A 15,056-nucleotide genomic window follows, 5' to 3' on the forward strand; every position below is an offset into this window, starting at 1 on the left:
AATCACGGCGATCGCGAAACCACTGTCGAACAAACAGGTCGGATCTTCTTCGGAAGTCCTTCCAATGAAGATCAAGAAGTCGTTTTCCCACCCGGTTCGGTTACGCTCGGCGCCCGTCAAGCCGTGCAAACTTCGCCGACTCTCAGCGCGGAAATGCCCGGCTCCGCCGATCGGCAGGCCACGGGAAGCGGTCATGCTTCTCTGTCCATCAATGGCTTGAATCTTGAAATGAACGACGGCACCCATGTACGAAACTGGAGAGAATAACGGACGGTGTTCATCCTTGCGGGTGTCCGCCGTTCTTTTTTCGAAAACGATTTCCGAACATTTCGCGTCGTTTTCCCCTACCCCGTTGTAAACCGCTTACATCCCTATTATACTCGACTTGTTTACGACTATTCGAGGGTTTATTTGAGAGGAGTTCGAACAATGAAATTCGGTTACTTCGACGATGCCGGCAAAGAGTACGTCATCCAAACGCCCAAAACGCCTTATCCGTGGATCAACTATCTGGGGAACGAGCAGTTCTTCGGTCTGATCTCGAACACGGCGGGCGGCTACTCGTTCTATCGCGATGCCAGACTGAGAAGATTGACCCGCTACCGGTACAACAATGTTCCGCTCGACAACGGCGGCCGCTACTTCTACGTGCATGACGAAGGCGATTACTGGACACCGGGCTGGATGCCGGTCAAGCGCGATCTCGACTTCTACGAATGCCGTCACGGCCTCGGTTATACGTCGATCACCGGCGAGCGTAACGGACTTCGGGTCAATCAATTGGCTTTTGTCCCGCTCGGATTCAACGCCGAGGTCTACCGCGTCAAAGTCAGCAATACCAGCGATTTCCCGAAAAGGTTTTCGATCTTCTCTTATCTGGAATTCTGCTTGTGGAACGCACACGACGATATGACCAACTTCCAGCGGAACTTAAGCATCGGCGAAGTCGAAATCGAAGACTCCGTCATTTATCACAAGACCGAATACCGCGAGCGCCGCAACCATTACGCCTACTACTCCGTCAATCGCAAAATCGACGGTTTCGATACCGACCGCGACAGCTTCCTCGGCGCGTTCAACGGACTCGATACGCCGCAGGTCGCCTCGCGGGGCAAGTCCGGCAACTCCGTCGCCAGCGGCTGGTCTCCGATCGCTTCGCACGGGATCGATCTGGAACTGGCTCCGGGCGAAGAACAATCCCTGATCTTCATGCTCGGCTATGTCGAGAACCCGCAGGAAGAGAAATGGGAAAGCCTGAACGTTATCAACAAGAAACCGGCCAAAGCCATGATCGAAGCGTTCGCGGCGGATGCGCAGGTGGATACGGCGCTGGCCGACCTGGCCGCTTATTGGGACGGCCTGCTCGGCAAATATTCGATCCAAAGCAGCGATGAGAAGCTGAGCCGGATGGTCAACATCTGGAATCCGTATCAGTGCATGGTCACGTTCAATATGTCGAGATCGGCTTCCTATTTCGAATCCGGCATCAGCCGCGGCATGGGCTTCCGCGACTCCAATCAGGATCTGCTGGGCTTCGTGCACCAGATTCCGGACCGCGCCCGCGAACGGATTATCGATATCGCGTCTACCCAGTTCGGCGACGGCGGCGCGTATCACCAGTATCAACCGCTCACCAAGCAGGGCAATAACGAAGTCGGCAGCGGCTTCAACGACGATCCGCTCTGGCTGATTACGGGCACGGCCGCCTATATCAAAGAAACGGGCGATTACGGCATTCTGGACGAAAACGTACCGTTCGACAGCGGACGCCAGGGCAGCGCGACGCTGTTCGAGCATCTCAAGCGTTCCTTCGACCACGTAACGAACAACCTCGGTCCGCACGGCCTGCCGCTGATCGGCCGCGCCGACTGGAACGACTGCCTCAATCTGAACTGCTTCTCGAACGAACCGGGCGAATCGTTCCAGACGACGACCAATCTGGACGGCAAAACGGCGGAATCCGTCTTTATCGCCGGACTGTTCGTTTTTGCGGGACCGGATTACGCGGAACTGGCCCGCAGACGCGGCCTGGAAGAGGAAGCGTCCCGTGCCGAACGCGAAATCGAGAACATGCGCAGGATTACGATCGAACGCGGCTTCGACGGCGACTGGTTCCTGCGCGCCTACGATTACCACGGCGAGAAAATCGGCAGCCTTGAGAACGAAGAAGGCCAGATCTTTATCGAACCGCAGGGCTTCTGCGTCATGGCCGGGATCGGTGTCGAAGAAGGCCTGGCCGAGAAAGCGCTCAATTCCGTCCGCGACCGTCTGGAGACGGATTACGGCATCATGCTCCAACAGCCGGCTTACTCGAAGTATTATCTGAACCTCGGCGAGATCTCGACCTACCCGCCGGGGTACAAAGAAAACGCGGGCATCTTCTGCCACAACAACCCATGGGTGACGATCGCCGAGACGGTGATCGGGCGCGGCGACCGCGCATTCGAGACGTACGCCAAGATCGCTCCGGCTTATCTGGAAGACATCAGCGAAGTCCATCGGATGGAACCTTACGTCTACTCCCAGATGATTGCCGGCCGCGATGCCGTACGCGAAGGCGAAGCGAAGAATTCCTGGCTGACCGGCACGGCGGCCTGGAACTACGTGGCGATCACGCAGGCGATTCTCGGCATTCAGCCGGATTACGACGGTCTGCGTATCGACCCTTGTATTCCGCAAGCATGGGACGGCTATCGTATCACACGCTCGTTCCGCGGCGCGGAATACAAGATTGCGATTCAGAACCCGAACCATGTATCCAAAGGCGTCAAGTCCGTCACCGTGGACGGCAAACCGATCGAAGGCCATGTACTGCCGGTCTTCGAAGCGGGAACGAGTCATGAAGTCACGGTGGAGTTGGGTTAAATCTTGAACCGCCTATAGAGGCGAACAAAAAGCCGTTCCTTTCGGGGAACGGCTTTTTGCGCTGTTCTCCTTTTGGAAGGCCGCTAGGGGTTTTCTTTACTTTGACCCCCCATTCTTTAATTTCAACCCTTTTTGTAAAGCCTGTTATCGCATACCTTAAAAAGAGAAAGCGTTTCCAAAAAAACGTCCCCTGTCCGCTTCCGATCTATTCCGCGACTCCCGCATCATACGACTCTTACACAATCGGAGGAATCTCATGAGCACACGCACAAGGAGCAAAAAAGAAGCCCGCCGCAAGTCGTCCGTCCGCAAAGCCGCTTCCGCGGTTCTGGCCGCTTCCCTGATTGCGGCCGGCCTGCCGCTGCAGGCAAGCGCCGGCGATACCTGGCCGTTCACCGGCGACAGCGCCCAAGGACAAAACCAGCCGAGCGTACACGGATATACCAGCGGACATATTCTGGACTGGACGCCGGAGCGCGATCCGGATGCGGAACTGCTGCGTTCACGGGTGCCGCTGCAGCCGCGAATCTCGCCGTTTGCCGCCACGCAGGCCGATCCGAGCCTCAGCCCCGACGTACATATGGCCAACGTGGCGGGCGATTACGGCAATGCTTTTATCGAGAATGCGCCTTACACGAACAAGTTCGCGCAGTACCATTTCAACTTCTGGCAGTACACGGATTACTATTCGTACTGGCACGGCACCGCGACCGCCTATACGCCGCCGGAGTACTACGATGAACTCGCGCAAAAAGACTGGCAGCAAAAATGGTTCGAGTTCGGCATGCTGAACATTCCGAATCCGACTTACACCGACGCGGCGCACAAAAACGGCGTCGTGTCGCTGGCCGGCATCTTTTTCTCCAATAACGACCGCGGCCAGCAGACCTACAAGCAGATGATCGTCAAAGACGAAAACGGCAATTTCCCGGTCGCGGACAAACTGATCGAAATGGCCAAATACTTCGGTTACGACGGTTACTTCGTCAATCAGGAAGAGATCGGGCCGAACGTTGCCTTAGCGGACATCCCGGATTACCAGGAGTTCGTCAAGACGCTCAAGCAGGCCGGGCTGTATATCCAATGGTACGACTCGCTCAATACGGACACCGGCTCGAATACGTTCGCCCGGACGTTCCGCGCCAACAACATGAAGTTCCTGCATGACGCCGAGGACAACAAGCAGGTGTCGGATTCGTTCTTCTTCGATTACGGCATGGGCAAAACGCAGCTCGACAACGCGGAGAAATTCCTCGCCGACCGGAACGCCAAATACGGTACGGCTTACAATCTGTTCGACCACGGCTACGCCGGCCTGGAAGCGGGACGCGACCGGTTTAAAAACGTGCAGGGTACGGCGCTGACGGCCAAGCTCGACGCCGAAGGCAAACTTCGGGCCAGCCTGGCGACGCTCGGCGCGGACTTCGTGCACGCCGGACTCGACGAAGACATGAACCAGGGTTGGCCGAGCCGCAAGCGCAACGAGAACGACTTCCAATGGATGACGGACGTGCGCGAACGGCTCTGGTGGTCGGGACCGAACCTGGACCCGGCGAATACGGCGGTATCGGCGCAGAACACCGCTGCCGACGTCTATGCGGATACCCGCTACTGGCCGGGCGTCGCGTCCGTCATCGCGGAACGTTCCGTTGTGGGCGGCGACACGTTCTACACGAACTTCAATACCGGACACGGCCTCGATTATTACGTGGACGGCAAAGTGTCGAGCGACGACGAATGGTCGAACATGAGCCTGCAGGACCTGCTGCCGAGCTGGCAGTGGTGGCAGGAATCGGCGGGCAGCAAGCTTGACGTCGCTTTCGACTACGGCCGCCAATACGAGAGCGGCGAACGTTTCGACCATCCGCTGATCGGCGCGTACGAAGGCGGCAGCTCGCTGGCGCTGCGCGGCAAGCTGGACGCGGAGACGTTCCTGCGGCTGTACAAAACGGATCTGTCCGTCGCGGCGGATTCCCAAATGGCCGTGACCTACAACAAAACGGTCAAAAGCGACGATTCGGTCATGAGCCTCGGCCTGATCTTCGCGGACGACCCGGAGACCACGGTCAAAGTGCCGGTTCCGGGCAGCGGCGGCAAAACGCAGGGCTGGGCCACGGTACAGGTCGACTTGAGCGCCTACGCCGGACGGGAGATCGCCGCGTTCGGGCTCGTGTTCGCTCCAGGTTCCAAGCCGATCGGCGATTACCGCATGAACGTCGGCGAGCTGCGCCTGACGCATGACGCGCAGGCCGCGCCTACAGCGCCGAGCGGACTTGCGATCGAAGCGGTCTATCCGGAAAGCGGCGAAATGCTCTTGAACTGGAACCTCGACGCCAACTACGATGACGTGCGGCTGTACAACGTATACGTGAACGACGTATTCGTCGGCGGCAAATACGACGAGACGTTCTATATCAAAGACCTGCCGGCGCAGTCCGGCGTCGTGAAACTCAAAGCGGTCGGACCGGACGGCACCGAGAGCCCTGCGGCGGAAGTGCCGTTCAATCTCAACACGGCTCCGGAGCAGCTCAAAGCGACGCCTGGCGCAAACGGCGAGCTTGCGGTCAGCTGGACCGTGCCGCGCAGCGTCAAAGGCGATATGAAAGTCAGCGTCCGTTCGATCAACCGGACGACCTCTCCGCAGCCCCTCGACGAGACGCTGACGATCCCGCACGGCGAGACGGGGGCCGTCTTCAAGAACATTCCGGCCAACGGCGACGAGTACATCGTGACCGTGCAAAAAGACGGTTTGACTCCGGTATCGATCGCCGGCACCTTCGCCGATACGATCGCGGAACCGTACGCCGAAAACTGGTCGTGGAACGGCACCACGCTGAACCTGCCGATGCCGGACACGCGCGACTGGCGTTATCTGTACGTATACGAAGACGGCAAACTCCGCTCGTTCCCGACGACCTACAACGTCGGCGAACGCGACCGGATCATCCGCGGACGCACGACCAAAGCCAGCCTGAGCTTCGCCTCCACCGCTTCGAAAGTCGAAGCGGTGCTGGAAGACTACAGCGGCAACAAGTCCGAACCGGTCGTGCTCAAAGGGGAGTAAAGCGGCGCGGCGCTTGAGCAGGTCCGAGCCGAAATGTATCGGCAGGCTGTCGAACGGCGGTCTTGCCGTCCCGCATGCAGGCGAGCCGTGCATCATTATCGCGCTATCGACCGACCGGCTCCCTTCGGCCGGTAACACCTTGCGCCGAATCCGTTTGAACGGCCATACAATCAAAGTTAGGCTCATGAAAAAGGCTGCCGAAATCTCTTCGGCAGCCTTCTTTTCGTTGTTCCCCGCAAGGATACGGGCAGCGATGCGGCCCTTATCCGTTATTCTTTGGTTGTGCCCGAATCCGCTTCCGCAGTGCCGGAATTCGTACCTGCGGCCGCTCCTTCGCGGAAACCGTCTCCGCGCTTGCCGCCTTTGCCGCTTCTTGCCCCGTCGAAGGCCCGGTTTGTCAGCTCTTCCGCTCTCGCGCCGATTTCAGCCGCACGCTCGTCGTACTGCGCCTGCGTAATCGTTCCCGCCGCCAACCGCTCGTCAAGCGACGTTTTCAGCTGCGACGCGATCAGGTCGATCAGCGGCTGCGTCTCTACGCCCTGCGCTTCGGCAATGGCAGCCAACGACTTGCCTGCCTGCTGCTGCGTTTTGAGCTCATCCTCCGTCAAGCCGAGCAGCGACGCAACCGCCGCGCCGTCAATCTTCGAACCGCCATGACCGCCGAAGCCGTTTTTGCCTTCGCCGCGCGAAGATGCGTCGAAAATCCGGTTTGTCAGCTTTTCCGCCTTCGCGGCGACCTCAGCCGCACGCTCGTCGTACTGCGCCTGCGTAATCGTTCCCGCCGCCAACTGCTCGTCAAGCGACGTTTTCAGCTGCGACGCGATCAGGTCGATCAGCGGCTGCGTCTCTACGCCCTGCGCTTCGGCAATGGCAGCCAACGACTTGCCTGCCTGCTGCTGCGTTTTGAGCTCATCCTCCGTCAAGCCGAGCAGCGACGCAACCGCCGCGCCGTCGATCTTCGAACCGCCATGACGGCCGAAGCCGCCGTCAGCCTTGCCTGTACGTTCCGGTTTCGCTGCGGAAGCTGCCGCTTTGCCGGACGTCGATGTCGAGGTTGACGCGGAGTTTGACGAAGAAGCCGCGTAGGTGTGGGCGACGGCCGCCGTGCCTCCTGCCGTAAGGGAGAGGGCAAGCGCGCTAAGTGCAATGGTCTTTTTCATGAAAAGAAATCCTCCTCGATGATCCGTAGGGATCTTAATGCTGCCGCGCCACGGGAACACAAGTCCGTGATGCGACAATTTCACTTTAACGGTCTTTCCTTAAATGAACCTGATAAGCCTCCGGTGCCGGCAAAAGGCCGAACACGAACAATTCCCGAAAAGAATATGACAAAAAAACGAACCGCAGACGCCTGAATGCCGCGCCTACGGTTCGTTTCTTCTACAGGGTTCTTTCCTTTACGCCCAATATTCGTCCGGCTTGTACGTGATTTCCGCGCCTGTGCGAATTGTCAGCGTGGATGTCGCTTCGTCGTAGACGACATCGTGCTCGCCCACATAGAACCAATGCTTGACAGGCGGCTCGCCCGGCGGTTCTTCGAAGTGAAACACGTTCAGTTCGCGCTGCACGCCGCGAATATCTTCGGCCAGCCACGGGGAGATGCCCTGAATGCTCAGCACGGCGGCTCCGTCGGCTCCGATCCGCTCGAGCGTATACGTCACATCGTCGGTTCCGCTGTTCACGAACATCCGCCCCGTTACCGCATGCTTGACGAGAATGCGGTCGTGATCCTGTATCGTCATTGTCGCTTCCTCCTTTTCGCTTACGGCAGATCGACCAGCATATAGAAGACCGGCGCGGAAGCGGTCAGCGCCAGCTCCGGCGCTTCCGTAATCCGGGCCGTGTCGCGGCGGCCGAGTACGGCGGCCTCGCCCGAACCGTCCACCTTCAGTTCGCCTTCGATCACGAACAGGAATACCCGGCGGCCGGCTTCCTGCCTGAAGTCGAGCTTCTGTCCCGCTTCCAGCCGGCTCAAATAGATCGTCATGTCCTGCCCCAGATCGGTGACGCCTTCCAGTCCCTGTCCCGATGCGATCGGCAGCAGCGCTCCGTCCAGCCCGGCAGGATCGAATTCGCCTGTCGTATAGGAAGGCTGTTTGCCCCGCTCGGCCGGCTCGAACCAGAGCTGGAGGATGTGCACGTCTTCGCGGTCGGACGGGTTATGCTCGGTATGGATCACGCCGGTTCCCGCGCTCATGCGCTGTACGCCGCCGAATCCGGTCACCGCCACGCTGCCGAGACTGTCTTCGTGGCGAAGCCGGCCCGACAGGATGATCGAGACGATCTCCATGTCGCTGTGGGGATGCGCACCGAACCCTTTGCCCGGTGCGATAATATCGTCGTTGCAGACCCGCATGGGACCGAATTTGACGTTCTCGGGATCGTAATATTCGCCAAAAGAAAAGCTGTGGCCGCCTTTGAGCCAGCCTTTATCGTATTCGAAACGCGAACTGGCCGGATAAGTCTGAATCATATCGGTTTCTAACCCCTTTCGTTCTCGAAATGAAAACGGATCGATAAAGTGTCCTGCTTCTCTATTATTACTTTTAATTTGAGATTTTCAAGAGGAAAATAAAAATAAAGTTAGAAACTTTAATAAAAATAGCTCAAGTCCGGAAAATCTCGACACCGTAAGGCTCCAGTTCGATTTCGCCGGCCGGGTTTGTTCCATTCAGCAGTCCTTCTCCGTGCGCTGCCTCGGCATAAGAGCCGCCCAGCCGAACGCGCCGCGGTTCCCGGCCGAGATTCAGAACGAACAGATAGGCCCCGCCCTCCCCGCTGCGTACCGAGACCTGTACGCCTGCCGGAAGCCCTTCGATATGTCCGATCCCCCGCTCCCGGGAAATCTGCAGCAGCAGCGAACGCAAATAATGTTCTTCGGGATGCGTACCCAGATAGTAGGTCTCTCCGCGGCCGAACCGATGCCGGGTCACCGCCGCTTCTCCGGCAAACCATACATGGCCTCCGTAGCGCGCAAGCACTTCCGTCCGTCCGCTTGGTTCCGGATCGAGGATGTCCGCCCATTGGCTGCAGGCGAACTGCTCTCCGTCTTCCGTATCGAGCCGGACAATATCGCTGCCCAGCGGATCGTATTCGCGCACCTTCACGCCGGCACAGTCCGAGAGCAGACCCGGGAGAGGCTGCATCACGCAGACGCTGGCCATATTCTTGACGCCGGTCCGCGCCGTCAGCAGCAGCGTGCCTCCGCCGGAAGCGAAGCGCGACAGACGTTCCGCCGCTTCGTCGTCCAACAGATACAGATGCGGAGCGATAACCACCCGGTAGCCTTCCAGCGGTTGACGCCAATCGATCACGTCGCACACGATCCCAAGCTTGGTTAGTGCCCGGTGATATTCCTTGATATTTTCGTAATAATCGAAGTTGTCGGTCTGCTTTTGAATCCTAAGCGCTTCAAGCTGCTCATGCGACATCAGAATGGCAACGTGCGCGTCTACCGAGGTCCCTTCGAGCATCGGGGCGAGCCGCCGGACTTCGGTACTCATCCCGGCGAATTCGTCCAAGCGGCGCCCCGGCACGTTGCTGTGGTCGATCAGACCGTGCCAGAACTGCTCCGCCCCGATCGGAGCGCTGCGCCAGCGGAAATGAACGACCGTATCCGCGCCGCGCGCAATCGCCTGCCAGGCATAAGCCCGGATATAGCCGGGCTGGGGCATCCGCCACATCGGCATCCAGGCTCCCGGCGAGCCGCCGAGCTGTTCCATAATCCAAAAGTTTTGGCGTTTCACCCCGCGGGTCGCATCAAGCGACAGCGCACCGCTGTACGGAGATGTGGCGGCTTTGCCCGGCGACGTATTCGGATAATAGTCGAAAGAAGCGAAATCCAGTTCGGCGCCGATTTGATACAGATCCAGGCGCTGCGGATAGCTGTGGAAATTGTGCGTGATAAAATGTTCCGGGCAGTATTTGCGAATCGCCGCGATCTGCCCCGTCTGGAAGTCGGCGACCGTGTCCCATTGGAAACGGGCAAAATCGAGCAGGAAAGAGGGATTTTGATACGGCGATCCGCCGAGCGGCGGCGTCACTTCGCTCCAATCCGAATATTCGCCGCTCCAGACGACCGTTCCCCATTCCCGGTTCAAATTTTCGAGCGTTCCGTATTTCCGGTAGACCCAGTCGCGGAAGTCTTCCGCCGCCTGGGCGCTTTGACTGTCCAGCATACTGAATTCGTTGTCCGTCTGCCAGCCGATCACGGCCGGATGCGACGCGTAGCGCTGCGCCAGCTTCCCGATTATGCGCTCGCCGAATTTGCGCAGCGAACGGCTGTTGAAACAGCGGTGGCCGCGAACCCCCGGCTGGTACACGGCTCCGTTGGACATCACCGGCAGCACGTCCGGGTACTTGTCCGTCAGCCACCTCGGCGGCGTATGCGTCGGCGTGCCGATCACCACATCGATGCCGGTTCGTCCGAACAAATCGATCGCGCGGTCGAGCCAGGCGAAATCGAATTCGCCTTCCCGCGGCTCCATCCGGCTCCAGGCGAATTCGCCGACCCGGACTACGGCTACACCGGATTTGCGCATCAAGGCAGCGTCTTCTTCCCACATCGATTCTTCCCAATGCTCGGGATAATAATCGACGCCCAAACGAATCTGTCGGTAGTTCTGGATGCGGCTCTCTGTCATCTTGTTGTCCCCCTCTCCTGTTGGCTTCGTGCCTTAAACATTCGAGGTTCGCTTTTTAATCCCTGCCCTTTCGCAAACGTTTTCCCCAAACCGCAAAAAGACAGCCCGATCGGACCGGGCTGCCAGACTGTCGAGAAACTCTTATTCGTTATACAAGCGCAGCGATTGCGGGAGCAATCAGACAGGCTCTACGCCCGGTTCCGCCCGGTAAGCGCAGACGCGGTTGCGGCCGCTTTCCTTGGCTTGATAGAGCGCCCGGTCGGCGGCTTCGATCAGCTGCTGGCGATCGAACCCGTCGGTCCATTCCGCGACTCCGAAGCTTGCGGTGATCTTGTATTTGCGCGACGGCGATTCCGACTCCAGCCGTCTGCGGATCCGTTCGGCGGCAGCCTCCGCTTCTTCCAGCCTGGTATGCGGCAGCAGAACGGCGAATTCCTCCCCGCCGAACCGAACCGCAACATCGCCGGGTCTCACGCAGGTTTCCAGCAGCTGAGCCAGGTATTTCAACACCAGATCTCCTTCCTGATGTCCCCAGTTATCGTTGAACAGCTTGAACCGGTCGACATCCAGCAGGATCAGACTGAACGCATAATCCGGTCCTTTCTGTCTGCGCTCGACGTCAAAAGTGTCCATGCAGGATTCGAAATATCTGCGATTCCACAGTCCGGTCAGCCCGTCGTGCAGCGCCATTTCCTGAATCCGCGTCGTTTCTTTCGCATTTTCGAGCGCCGTGACAATCATCGGGGACAGCAGTTCCAGACGTTCTTTTTTCTGAACGGAAAACGCATGGGTCTCCGTGGACAACAAATTCAGCACGCCGAAGACCCGGGCTTCTTTCTTGAGAATGATATGCAGCGACGAACGGATCCCGCTTTCGTACAGCCGGTCGGTAATCGAACCTTTTGCCCGGTATGTCGACCAGTCTTCATGCAGGATCGAAAATCCTCCCCGAAGCAGCTCATACATATCTTCTTCTTCGCCGCCAAGCGGAATATCCCGGTAATCCAGCACGCCGTTCTCGTAAACGGCTTTGATGGAAAACCCGCGGTCTCCGTTGCGGATAATGATCGAAAGACGTTCGCACGGCACCAGCGTCCAGATCGAATGCAGAGCCGCGTGGTAGGACTCCTCAATGCTGCGTGCCTGATTGAGCACATTGATCATCCGGTACGTTTCGGCAAGCGTCCGCTTTTCCTTCTCCATTTCCTCGTGCATCAGCCGGAAGTTTTTGATCAGCCGTCCGATCTCGTTGGCTTCTCCGTAGGCCGGCAGACTCGCCTGGATATTGCCTTCTTCGTACGAAGCGACCGCCTTGTCCAATTCGATAATCGGGTTGGCGATCCGGGTCAGGCCTTTTTGCAGGTAATACAGCATAAAAGACTGCACGGCAATAAAAACGGTTCCCATAATTGCGAAAAGATAGTAGAGATTGTGCAGCATGGCGGTTCTTCGATCGTCCCGCAGCCGTTCGACAAAATGCAACAGTTCGGCTTCCAGGCTGCGGAACGCATCGAACCGGCTTTTGCTCGCTTCCAATTCCGTATTCGGGACATTGCCGCCGGCCATGACTTCCCTGATCTGGGGGTCTCCGTACTCCGTTTTCCAGCTTCGTCCGATTTCGATCAGCCCGGCCGTTTTCTTTTGGAAATCGGCGAACTCGTCCATATGTTCCGCCCTGCCCAAAAGCCCGACAGCCGTACGCTCGTACAGCAGCGTCCCCTGGTCGAAAGGCTCCAGAAAATCCGCATTGCCGGACAGCAAAAAACCGCGCTGGCCGGTTTCCTGATCGACCAGCGCATTTTCCAAAGTCAGCAGTTGGATACGCAGATCGGCCGCCTCGCGGACCTCCTGGTAATCGGCCTGTACCGAATAAGCCATGTAGAAGAAACTGACGGTAACGTTGAGCACAAATACGACCATGAACCAAATGTTGGCTTTGATCAAATTCGAACCGATAAACTTTTTGCCCTGGAACAGTCCCTGCAGCATTTTGTTCATTCCGCTGTCTCCTTATAGCTTATTATTCTTATTATCTGCTATCGGGAATCTTTTCATTAGCAAAAACAAAAAAACGCCGGACGCAGGTCCGGCGTTTCGCTGAAAATTAAACCAGGTTCCAGAACATAACCGTGTTGGCGACGGTCGCCAGCGTAAACAGAATCGTGTTTACGAAGGCCGGAAGCCACACGTTGTTCGTTTTCTCGAACAGTTTGCGCGCATAGATCGCGGCAATCACCAGCACCGGTACCAGAGCGAACAGCAGAATGCCGTTCAGGTTCTGGGCCGGATACAGGGCCACGCCTCTGGCGAAATCCAGACCGTATTGGGCGATCAGCCACAGGATCAGGCCGCCCACGTTCAGGAAGATCGCAAGCAGATAACCGCCTTTGCGCGAACGGGTATCGGCGTTCAGCGCCACGGCGCTGACGAAGTAGTAGATCAGGAAGAACGGCATATACCGCAGTCCGGTAATGAAATGTTCAACCGTGAACGTGCGGACCGCGAACGTCCAGATCCGGAAGTCGGTGCCGAAGATCGCCTGCATGACGAACAGCAGCAGATAGCCGATCGCGACGGCGATGACCGCCGTACACAGACTTGCGACAATCGCCATCGGATTTAAGCTGATGCCGTAATCCGAGAAGCGGACGCCGGAATGCTTTTTGTTAAAGTAGTAGAACGCGAACGTGATAAACGCCGTGATCGACGCGGATACAAGGGCCCAGTAGACGATCTGGTTCGTCGTCGGTTCGTTGAAGAACGGACTGAGCGGCACGATGCCGTCCGCTTTGGCGAACAGAATCCACATCACGGCCGAGACGACCGCGAGAATAAGGCCGCCGATGCCGACGTGGCGCATAGCCGCCGAAGCTCCCGAGCGGGCGAAGCCGATTACGGCCGCGATCACGGAGACGACAAGCAGCACGATCGCAATGATCGTCAGCGTATGCAGACCGCCGGGCGATTTGTCCATCAGCGTCGGGAACAAGATCGCCGGAATCAGCGCGCTGAACACGACGGCGATCCAGTAAGCGGCTTTTTGCCCGCCGCCGAGCGGTTTGGCCAGCGGAGCCGTAACCGTCGTAATCGACTGCTTGAGGAACGGCAGACGAAGCAGCAGTACCGACATCGGCACGATCATCAGGAAAAATCCGATCATGGCGATGAAGTTGAACGCTTCCTTGAGCCACCAGATCTGGCTGCCCGAAGACAGATTGGCGTCGGTCTGGTTGGGAGACGTCACGCCTTCGAACGCATGCTGATAAAAGTCGATCAGGTAGCCGGTCGTTTCCGGGGAAAAATGGTTCCACGGATGCGTCTGGTTCGGCGTATAGATAATGCGTTCGCCGGTCTGGGACGGACGAACGACCTTGTCTTCAACCTTGAGGTCGCCGGCATCCACCGTGTAGTACTGCCCCTGCTTCGCTTCTTCGCTGCCTTCGGCCAGTCCGAGGAACGCACGCCCCGACAGCGTTTTGGCAAAGTCTTTGCGCATAACGGTACCGACGATTTCTTTCTCGGCAGCCGTTTTCTCTTCATCGGACTTGTTGAAGAAGAATTCGTCGTAATGGCCGGCAATCATGCCGACCGTGCGGTCGCCGTAAGCGGCCGTCAGCTGATCCTGCGGCGCGACGGCGGCGGCGTACGAGAAGTCGGAGCCGACCGAGATGCCGGTATAAATCATCCGGTGTCCGGCCTGCAGCGAATTCATCTCGTCCATGTACATGGCGAGCAGCGTGGAGAAACCGCCCATCGAGTGTCCGCTGACCGCGAGGTACGCGTTGCCGTTTTCGTCTTTTTTCGTATAATCCTGTTCGTACATATATTTGGCGGCATCGAACTGCGAGTAGATCCAGAATGTCGAGAACTGCTCGCCGACCTTAATATCCCCGTCCCAGCGGGAATCGCCGTGATCGTACATATCAAGGGCCAGCACGATATAACCGCGGCGCGACATTTCGATCGCCGGCGCGTCCTGCATTTCCTTCGTGTTCAGGTAGCCGTGCGTCGTGACGATGACCGGACGGGGATCGTCGGGCCCTGCTCCTTTGGGCATATACAGCAGGCCGTGCAGCGTGCCGTGATCGGCTTTGAACGAGATTTCCTTGACGTTTACTTTGTAGAAGGACGTATTGAACATGCCGGCCAGCAGACTGCCGAGCACAACCAGAACCAGAGACAATGCGAGCAGTCCTGCCGGTTTCTTGAAGAGGTTGGATAAGGTTTTCACTTGGCTATCTCCCCGCGACCTTGGTCGCATCAGTATAAAATCGTAAAGCTGAACGGGAATCGAACGGTCGAACAACTAACTAAAATTGCGGAAGGCTGAATTAGGGATAGCGGGCAAAACGGTATGCCGCCCGCTTCTTTCAAGCGGCGGAAATGCCGGATACGGGCGTTAGAAGCGCAGAGCAAAGAGCCGGCCAGCCGGATCGCCCGGCTGCCGTTGTTCTCCCGCTCTTAGATTCACGCCAGGAAGCGCG

8 protein-coding genes are annotated in these 15,056 nt (G+C 58.0%); 2 read left to right on the forward strand and 6 right to left on the reverse strand.

Going from position 1 to position 15,056, the window contains the following annotated elements:
* Positions 1 to 429 precede the first annotated feature (429 nt).
* Entirely contained in the window at positions 430 to 2,865 is a 2,436-nt protein-coding gene (locus HOP44_RS12055; protein WP_172253649.1) for a glycoside hydrolase family 94 protein, read from the forward strand.
* 256 nt (positions 2,866 to 3,121) lie between these two features.
* Positions 3,122 to 5,929: an endo-beta-N-acetylglucosaminidase gene (locus HOP44_RS12060; RefSeq protein ID WP_172253651.1), complete on the forward strand. Its 2,808-nt coding sequence runs from the start codon at positions 3,122 to 3,124 to the stop codon at positions 5,927 to 5,929.
* 269 nt (positions 5,930 to 6,198) lie between these two features.
* Here the strand turns inward: HOP44_RS12060 and HOP44_RS12065 are convergent, their stop codons facing one another.
* The 6 genes from HOP44_RS12065 to HOP44_RS12090 all read right to left on the reverse strand — a co-directional run bounded on the left by HOP44_RS12065 (position 6,199) and on the right by HOP44_RS12090 (position 14,803).
* Entirely contained in the window at positions 6,199 to 7,089 is an 891-nt protein-coding gene (locus HOP44_RS12065) for an SHOCT domain-containing protein (protein WP_172253653.1), read from the reverse strand.
* Between the two features lie 237 nt (positions 7,090 to 7,326).
* Positions 7,327 to 7,671, reverse strand: a complete 345-nt coding sequence (locus HOP44_RS12070) for a hypothetical protein (RefSeq protein ID WP_172253655.1) — start codon at positions 7,669 to 7,671, stop codon at positions 7,327 to 7,329.
* A gap of 20 nt (positions 7,672 to 7,691) precedes the next feature.
* Entirely contained in the window at positions 7,692 to 8,402 is a 711-nt protein-coding gene (locus tag HOP44_RS12075; protein WP_172253657.1) for a pirin family protein, read from the reverse strand.
* 133 nt (positions 8,403 to 8,535) lie between these two features.
* Complete coding sequence (locus HOP44_RS12080) at positions 8,536 to 10,572, reverse strand: beta-galactosidase (RefSeq protein WP_172253659.1); 2,037 nt, start codon at positions 10,570 to 10,572, stop codon at positions 8,536 to 8,538.
* A 177-nt stretch (positions 10,573 to 10,749) separates the two neighbouring features.
* Positions 10,750 to 12,570 carry a sensor domain-containing diguanylate cyclase gene (locus tag HOP44_RS12085; RefSeq protein ID WP_246369769.1) on the reverse strand — a complete coding sequence of 607 codons (1,821 nt, stop codon included), beginning with the start codon at positions 12,568 to 12,570 and terminating at the stop codon, positions 10,750 to 10,752.
* A 106-nt stretch (positions 12,571 to 12,676) separates the two neighbouring features.
* Positions 12,677 to 14,803: a serine aminopeptidase domain-containing protein gene (locus HOP44_RS12090; RefSeq protein WP_172253661.1), complete on the reverse strand. Its 2,127-nt coding sequence runs from the start codon at positions 14,801 to 14,803 to the stop codon at positions 12,677 to 12,679.
* Between the last annotated feature and the right edge of the window lie 253 nt (positions 14,804 to 15,056).

It is taken from the genome of Saccharibacillus deserti (genome assembly GCF_013618475.1).
GTDB classification, from domain to species: domain Bacteria; phylum Bacillota; class Bacilli; order Paenibacillales; family Paenibacillaceae; genus Saccharibacillus; species Saccharibacillus deserti.